The following is an 8,186-nucleotide window of genomic DNA, read 5'->3' as shown; positions in this document are numbered from 1 at the left end:
CCCTCAACCAGCTGACCCAGCAGTGGCGCGAACGCGGCCTGCGCACCTCACGCCTCCGCGTCAGCCACGCCTTCCACTCCCCCCACATGGACACCATCCTCGACGAATTCCGGCAGGCCGCAGCCGGCCTCGACCTCCACGACCCGGCCATCCCCCTCGTCTCCACCGTCACCGGCACCCTCGCCACCCCCGGCCAACTGACCTCCCCCGACTACTGGGTCAGCCAACTGCGCGGCACCGTCCGCTTCCACGACGCCGTACAAGCCCTGCGTAAAGAGGGTGTGGCCGACTTCGTGGAGATCGGCCCCGATGGCGTCCTCAGCGCCATGATCGCCTCCGGGGCGGAAGGCGATGCCGGTGTGGTGACGCCTGCCCTGCGCCGCAAGCAGGACGAACCCACCACTCTCGCCCTGCTCCTGGGTCAGCTCCACACCCGCGGTGTCCGCATCGACTGGCGGAAAGTCCTGCCCGCGGCCCGACGCGTCGCCCTGCCCACCTACCCCTTCCAGCGTCAGCGCTACTGGCTGGAGGAGTCGGCCTCCCCCGCGGACCCGGCCGCGCTCGGCCTCGAGAACATCGACCACCCGATGCTCGGTGCCGCCCTCGCCCTGGCCGGCACCGACGAGGTCGTCCTCACCGGACACCTCTCCGCGCGGACTCACCCCTGGATCAGCGACCACACCATCCACGACATGGTTCTCGTGCCGGGTACGGGCCTTCTCGAACTCGCCGCCCGCGCGGCCGACGAGGTCGGCTGCGACCGGGTCGAGGAACTGCGCCTCGTCTCGCCGATGGTGCTGCCGGAGCACGACGGGATCCAGGTGTCCGTACGCGTGGGCACACCTGACGACACCGGCGCCGGCCGGCGCGAGATCAGCATCTTTTCCCGTCCCGCCGATGCGGACGGCGACCTGGACCGCACCTGGAACGTGCACGCCGAAGGAACGCTCGGGACGAGGGACGCCGCGGCCGGAGCCGAGGCCTTCGCGGCCGCCGCCGGTCTCGCGGTGTGGCCGCCCGAAGGTGCCACGGAAGTGCCGCTCGACGGCGTCTATGAGCGGCTGATCGAGCAGGGTTACGCGTACGGTCCCGCGTTCCAGGGGATGCGCCGCGTGTGGCGGGGCGACGGTGAGGTGTACGCCGAGATCCTCCTTCCGGAAGGCTGCCGCGCGGACGCGCCCCGATACGTGGTGCACCCCGCGCTGCTCGACGCGGCGCTGCACGCGCTGCTGCCCGGCATCGTCACGCGGGACGATCAGTCGCAGCTGCCGTTCGCCTGGGGCGGTGTGACTGTGTACGGCGCGAACTCCGCTTCGCTGCGCGTCCGGCTCTCGCTGCCGGATCCCGGCGCCGCCGTATCGGAGGTCTCGCTGACCGCGGTCGACGAGACCGGCGCGCTGGTCGCGTCGGTGGAGTCGCTTGCGCTGCGCCCGGTGTCGAAGGAGGCCCTGGCCGAGGCGAGCGGAACGCGCGGCGACAACCAGTTCGTCATGAAGTGGGAGGCGTTCGAGCCCGCAACGGCCGACGAGCCGACCGGCGGCTGGGCCGTCCTGGGCGACGACACGGAGAATCCGCTCGGGGGATCGCTGCCGGACGCGATGGTGTACGCCGATGTCGCGGCCCTCGTCTCGGCCGTGGACCAGGGCGAAGTGCCTGTACCCGCCGTGGTCTTCGCACCGCTGGTACCGGGCCGCTCCACTGCCGCCGCGGATGTCGCCGGTGGGGTGCGCGGTGTCGTGGGCGGGGTTCTGGAGTGGGTGCGGGCCTGGCTGGGTGATGCCCGGTTCGAGGACTCGCGGCTGGTCGTGGTGACGCGCGGTGCGCTGGGTGCGGTCAAGGGCGAGGGGATCGCGGACCTCGCGGGTGCCTCCGTATGGGGGCTGTTGCGGTCGGCACAGTCGGAGCACCCGGGCCGGATCGTTCTGGCGGACCTGGAGGAAAGTGCGGCCGGGGCCGGATCCGATGAGGCCGCCGCGGGGCTTTTGCGTGCCATCGCGAGGGCCGGGCTCGCGCAAGTCGCCGTACGTGGGGGGCAGTTGCTGGCACCGCGCCTGGTGCGTGCCGCCGCCAGCGGTACCGGCGTGGGTCCGGACTGGGGCGAGGGCACGGTCCTGGTCAGCGGCGCGACCGGCACCCTGGGCGCGATCGCGGCCCGCCACCTCGTACACGAGCACGGGGTGCGATCACTGCTCCTGCTCAGCCGCAGTGGCGAAGCCTCCGCCGGGGCCCCGGAGTTGCGTGCCGGGCTGGAAGCACTCGGCGCACGCGTGACGATCGCCGCGTGTGACGTCGCCGACCGCGCCGCGCTCGCCGACATCCTGGCCCGCATACCCGCGGACCACCCGCTGACGGGTGTGGTGCACACGGCAGGCGTCGCCGAGGACGGCGTACTGTCCGAGATGAGCCAGGAGCAGTTGGAGCGAGTCCTTCGGCCCAAGGTCGACGGCGCCTGGAACCTGCACGAACTCACCCGCGAGCACGACCTGAAGGCCTTCGTCCTCTACTCCTCCCTGGCCGGACTCCTCGGCACAGCGGGCCAGGCCAACTACGCGGCGGGCAACGCGTTCCTGGACGGCCTCGCCGCCCTGCGACGCGCCCAAGACCTGCCCGCCGTATCCATGGTGTGGGGCCTGTGGGAGGAATCCAGCGGCATCAGCGGCGAACTCGGCGAAGTCGACCTGCGACGACTCAACCGCATGGGACTGCGGGCACTGCCGTCCGCCGAAGCGATGGGCCTGTTCGACGCGGCCCTGACGGCAGACGAACCGGTCCTCGCACTGACCGGCATCGACACCCGCGCCCTGCGTGCCCGGGGCGACGACGTACCCGCGCTGCTGCAGGGCCTCGTGCCCGCGTCGCGCAAGCGGCGGCCTGCGGCCGGCGGCGAGGCCGGAGGGGAAGCCGAGTCTTTGAGCACACGGCTCGCGGGCCTGTCCCCGGACGAGCGTGAGCGGGTCCTTACCGACCTGGTGCGCGGTGTGGTGGCCGGGATTCTGGGCCATGAGGATCCGCGGGAGATCGAGACGGACCGCGCCTTCCAGGAGCTGGGATTCGACTCCCTCAACGCCGTCGAACTGCGCAACCGGCTGAACGCGCTGAGCGGACTGCGCCTGGCCAACACCGTCGTCTTCGACTACCCCTCCGTCGACGCGCTCGCCCGGCTCCTCGACGGGCAACTCACCGACCAGCACACCCCCGCGCCCCATGCCCTGCTCACCACCCTGGGCAGTCTTGAGGAGGGCGTCCGGGGTGTCGGCGACGACGACGCGCTGCGGCGCCAGATCACCGAGCAGTTGCAGCGGCTCCTGGAGCTGACCGGGTCCGGCGTCGACGAGGACCTCGATTCCACCGATGACCTCGACTCCGCCAGCGACGAGGAGCTCTTCGCGCTGATCGACGGGGCCGAGTAGCCACGCATCGGCGGGGGGGGGGGGGGGGGGGGGGGGGGGGGGGGGGGGGGGTTTCCCCCCCCCCCCCCCCCCCCCCCCCCCCGCCCCCGCACATCAACACCACTACGCAGGGAGGGCCTCGACCATGGGCAGCAGCCACTGGATACGACGGATGGGGGCGACAGGCCCCGGGGACATCCGCATGGTGTGCTTCCCGCACGCGGGCGGCGCCAGCACCTTCTTCGCGGGGCTCGCGCGGGCACTGGCGCCCGATGTCGAGGTGCTGGGGGTGCAGTACCCGGGCCGTCAGGACCGTCACAGGGAGCAGCCGGTCGAGGACATTTACCGGATGGCCGCGGCTGTCCACGAGGAGCTGGGCACGCTGCTGTCGGACGGGCGTCCGTGCGCGTTCTTCGGTCACAGCATGGGTGCGCTCGTGGCCTTCGAAGCGGCCCTGTTGCTGCGCGCGGGACAGCCGTCGAAAGACCTCACGCGTCTGTTCGTCTCCGGTCGTGCCGCTCCGTCGGCGGGGCCGCGCCCCGGCGACCTGCTGTCCGGGGACAAGGAGTTGCTGACCGAACTGCACCGCCTCGGGGGCGTCGGCAAGGACGTCCTGGGCGACCCCGAACTGGTCTCGATGATCATGCCGGCGGTGCGGGCCGACTACCGGGCCCTGGCGACATACAGCATGACCCCGGGCGCCTCGCTGGACTGCCCGGTCACGGTGCTGACCGGGAAGGCGGACCCGATCGTCTCGCCGGAAGAGGCGGCGCAGTGGCAGGGTCTCACGTCGGCTCCCACCGAGACGCGCGTCTTCCCCGGCGGCCACTTCTATCTCCAGGACCAGGTCCAGCAGGTCGCGGCAGCGGTACGCGAGACGCTGCTCGCTTCCTGATCCGGCCTGCCGCCGCCGCTACTTGGCCGGGGGCTCGTACGTCAGGTTGTGCATGGTGCACAGCTCGTACAGGGTCTCCTCGAAAACCGGCTCGAGGTCGCTGTAGGCGAAGTCGAGCTGGCGGAGGATCTCCATGCACAGCAGGCCATAGAGCTTGATCCAGCTCGACAGGAACAGATGCAGGGCCTCGGGCGGGAGCGCGGTCCTCGTCCGGGCCGAGTACTCGGTCATCTGCACCTGGATGGACGGTGACAGGTCGTCAAAGGCAGGCACCGGATACGGCGCTTGCTTCCATACGTCCGCGAGCTGGTCGAGGAAGACGCTCTCGAACTGCTGCCCGGCCTGCTGCCGGGGAGACTCCTCGTCCGGTTTACCCGCCGACATCACGGGACTGGCGAACATCCAGCTGAACTCACTGGGATGGTCGATGGCCCAGGCGCGCATCGCCCGGCATGTCATCAGCAGCCGTCTGCCGGGGTGTTCGGGGGAGCAGGCGTCCCGCGCCGCCAGCATCGTCGAGGTGAGTTCCTGATAAAAGTCCGTAATGATCGCTTCGACAAGGGCGTCATGGCTGACGTAATAGCGGTATACAGCCGGTCCGCTCATGCCCATCTCGCGGGCCACGGCGTTGACCGTCACTCCGGTGGGGCCATGCTTGCGCAGCAACTGACGTGCTGTAGTACGAATTTCAAGAAGTGTGGCCTGCCGGCGCCGTTTCACCCAGGGACTTGACGTTTGCTGGCCCATCGCTTCGTCCTCGCAGTCGTAGCCATTGACATGATAGTTAGCCTATGGTTTGTTATAGCTCGTAAGTTAAGTCAGTGGTTAGAATGTTACTGAGTAGAACTCGTACTGTCCATAGGTCAAGGCGCGGGGGATGACGATGCAGCGAAGTTTTGGGGACTGGCGGTTCGCGGCGACAGCTCTCGTCCTCGTCGCGGGAAGCATCTGGGGCGTCTCGCGCGCGCTTTCCCTGCGGAACGCTCAGATCGCCCGCCTGATCGACGTGTTGGACACGGCCGTGGCCGGAAACGCCGTAAGCCAGGGAGCTCTGCACGAGGCGCGGCAGCGCTGACCCGGGCCTCGTCACGGCGCCACCCCGAGAGCCGGGCGCGCAGTCGTTCCCCCGTGCGGCTGCGCGCCCATCAACCCGCGCACCGGCGCGGCGCCTTGGTGGTCTCCTCGTCCGCCCTCAACCGCCCTGTGCTCGCAGGCGCTTATGGGATCAGGCGCTTCCGGCGGTGCCGGCGGAGACAGTCAGTCGCCGCGGCTGCTGCCGCGGCCCGGCGCGTCGGATGCGCCGAGGTGCACATCCCGCAGGACATTCCTGAGGCACAAGGCCGGCGGGTCCAGGGAGAGGGACGTGGTGAGCGACATGCCGCCGCCCCAGGCCGGTCGCCTGCGGAACAGTTCCGGCCGTGCCGTCGTCACGACGAACACCGGTCCGCTGGCTGTCCCGCTGCATACGTTGCCCACGTAGTCCAGGAGTGTTTCGTCGGTCAGGTGCAGGTCGTCGATGGCTATCACCACCGGGCGCGGTTCCGCCGAGCCGCCGGACGACGCCTCCGGGCCGAGAAGGCCCGCCAGCTCGGCCACGCGGTTCTCCCTCCCGTACGACCGCTCCTGCCCCTGGCAGGGCAGTGAGTACGAGAGGAACCGGGGCGGGATCGCCTGGTCCAGGATGCGGCGCTCGAACTCCTCGAGCAGCTGGCTCTTGCCGGTGTTGGGGCCGCCGAGGATGGTGACGACGTGAGGCGTGCCGTGATGGCGCACCCGGTGCCACAAGCCGTGCAGGACGTCGAGTTCCACCTCACGGTCGGCGGGGCCGAGTTGGGCTCCGGGGAAACGCGGGCGTTCCTCCTTGGCCTTCCACGCGTGGGCGATGTCGCCCGCGCTGTCGTAGTACACGGCGGAGGCCGTCAGCTGCCGCGTCTTCCCGCAGACCAGCACCTCACCGGGCTCGGCATGGCGCAGCAGGAACTGGCTCTCCTCCAGCGGTTCCCCGTCGGCGGACCACCCGGCCGGGGCGCCCCCGTGCCCGCCGTAGCGCACGCGTGCCTCTCCGGTCGCCACCGCGGCGTGGAGCGTCGGACCATGCTGTCCCCCGACCGGTCGGGGGAAGGGCACGGGGGGGCCCTGCGCGTGGAGTTCGTCCCGGATCGCCATCGCGGCGCGTACGGCGGACCATGCGTGGTTGCCGCCGGAGTCCAGCGCGTCGAAGAGCGCGAGGTGGGTGGAGCCGAGCGAGCCGATGACCATGCCGTCGAACGCGGTGACGAGGCTGCGGACGCGGTCGGCCATGGCATCGCGCAGAGCGTCGGTCCCGCCTGCCGGTGAGTCGTCCGGCGCGGGACCGAAGTCCAGCCGCAGGAGCAGCACGCTTACGACACGGCGCTTGCCGGTCGATGTCGTTGATGCCGCCGGCACCGGCGACGTGGGCGAGGGAGGCGTCGGCTGCGGAGGGGCGGGCCGCGGAGGCGTCTCGGGGCGCGAAGGTGTCGCGGCCCGCGCAGGGGCCGGTATCTCGGATGCTTGCTCCATGAAGTACACCGGCTCGGGCATGCTCGCCCCCGGCGCACCGGGACCGCGGTCCGCCGCGATCGGAACCACGCCGGTGTCGGCGCGTACGCCTTCGGCCGCCTCGGCACTCGTGGCGGGCACGGCGGGCCCGGGCAGAGTGAGCCCGGTGTCGTGGTTCAAGATGGCCTGCTGCAGTGACTGGAGTTCGCGCCGGGGTTCCAGGCCCAGGTTGTCGATCAGCGAGGCCCGCAGGCGGCTGTAGACATCGAGGGCGTCGGCCTGCCGGCCGCAGCGGTAGAGCGCCAGCATGAGCTGGCCGCACATGCGCTCGCGCAGCGGCTCCGACTCGACCATCGACTCCAGTGCGCCGAGCGCCGACTGGTGGTGTCCGCACTGCAGTTCAGCCTCGAAGTAGTCCTCGACCGTGTCGAGCCGTGTGTTGGCCGCGGCGGTGAGCTGGGGCCAGCAGATTCCGGCTTCCGCGAGGTCGGTGAGGGCCTGGCCGTGCCAGAGGTCCAGCGCGCCCTTGAGGGTGCTTGCCGCCTTCTCGGGGTGCCCCGCGTGCAGGGCGGCCCGGCCTGCGTCGATCTGCTGGTGGAACACGTGGAGATCGATCTGCTCGGGGTCGACCCGGATCATGTATCCGGGTGTCTTCGTCATCAGGGTTCCGGACCAGTACCCGGTGTCGTCGTGGGCGGAGAATGCCCGACGGAGGCCCCAGACGGAGTTTTGCAGAATTTTACGCGCCGTCGTCGGAGCGTCCCCTTCCGTCCACAAGGCATTAAGAAGTTCGGAGGTAGGGACCACGCGATTCGCATTCAGCAGCAAGTAAGCCAGGGTGGCGCGCTGTTTGGTGCCGCCCAGGGCTATGGATCGCCCGTCCTTGATGACTTCCAGAGGGCCAAGCATACGAAACCACATCAGGACTCCCCGTTTGCCTGAGATACGTACGGATTCAGTTGCTCTTCCCACGACAGCGTGATGCTGCGACGGTGAGGGCTTCGTCGGTGGCCCGTAATCGGCCGATATGCGCCGCGAACGACTTACACGGCAATCTAAAGGTGGTGAGGGGCTGAAACAAGACTAATAGCGTGTGCCGCTTGACTGAAAAATTGTGGATTATGACGTTCCGGAAGCGCCTCAGCTGCCATTCTGCGTCTGACCATGCATGCCGGACGCCAAGGCGGCCATCGACCGCGTCCGGATCGGTCGCCCGAAGACCGCGCGATGAGTGGACGGTGGGTGCCCGATGAGCGCCCCGTTACCCCGGCCCGTCCATTCCCCCATGACCCTTGCATTGCAGCTGTACGTAATTAACGCAGAGGGTTCGGGCCTTTAATTCCGAGTTACCAGAAATTCACGCAGAGGTATTCTTCGGGGAG

General features: G+C 69.7%; 5 protein-coding genes. 3 read left to right on the top strand and 2 right to left on the bottom strand.

Annotated features, from left to right (window positions below):
- Window positions 1–3,410 (top strand): type I polyketide synthase (locus tag ACZ5U5_RS18050; RefSeq protein ID WP_469022412.1); only part of this gene is annotated, 3,410 nt, incomplete at its 5' end.
- 124 nt (window positions 3,411–3,534) lie between these two features.
- Complete coding sequence (locus ACZ5U5_RS18045; RefSeq protein ID WP_469022409.1) at window positions 3,535–4,284, top strand: thioesterase II family protein; 750 nt, start codon at window positions 3,535–3,537, stop codon at window positions 4,282–4,284.
- A gap of 18 nt (window positions 4,285–4,302) precedes the next feature.
- On the opposite strand, the gene ACZ5U5_RS18040 is transcribed toward ACZ5U5_RS18045, so the two are convergent.
- A complete protein-coding gene (locus ACZ5U5_RS18040) occupies window positions 4,303–5,031 on the bottom strand; it encodes a TetR/AcrR family transcriptional regulator (RefSeq protein ID WP_469022407.1) in 729 nt (242 codons plus the stop codon).
- Between the two features lie 130 nt (window positions 5,032–5,161).
- On the opposite strand from ACZ5U5_RS18040, the gene ACZ5U5_RS18035 reads away from it, so the two are divergent.
- Complete coding sequence (locus ACZ5U5_RS18035) at window positions 5,162–5,359, top strand: hypothetical protein (RefSeq protein WP_469022405.1); 198 nt, start codon at window positions 5,162–5,164, stop codon at window positions 5,357–5,359.
- Window positions 5,360–5,541: 182 nt separating this feature from the next.
- Here the strand turns inward: ACZ5U5_RS18035 and ACZ5U5_RS18030 are convergent, their stop codons facing one another.
- Entirely contained in the window at window positions 5,542–7,464 is a 1,923-nt protein-coding gene (locus ACZ5U5_RS18030) for a BTAD domain-containing putative transcriptional regulator (RefSeq protein ID WP_469022402.1), read from the bottom strand.
- Between the last annotated feature and the right edge of the window lie 722 nt (window positions 7,465–8,186).

This window comes from Streptomyces sp. NPDC033177, assembly GCF_055577715.1.
Note: the sequence above shows the minus strand (reverse complement) of the source record. Positions and strands in the feature narration are given on the sequence as shown.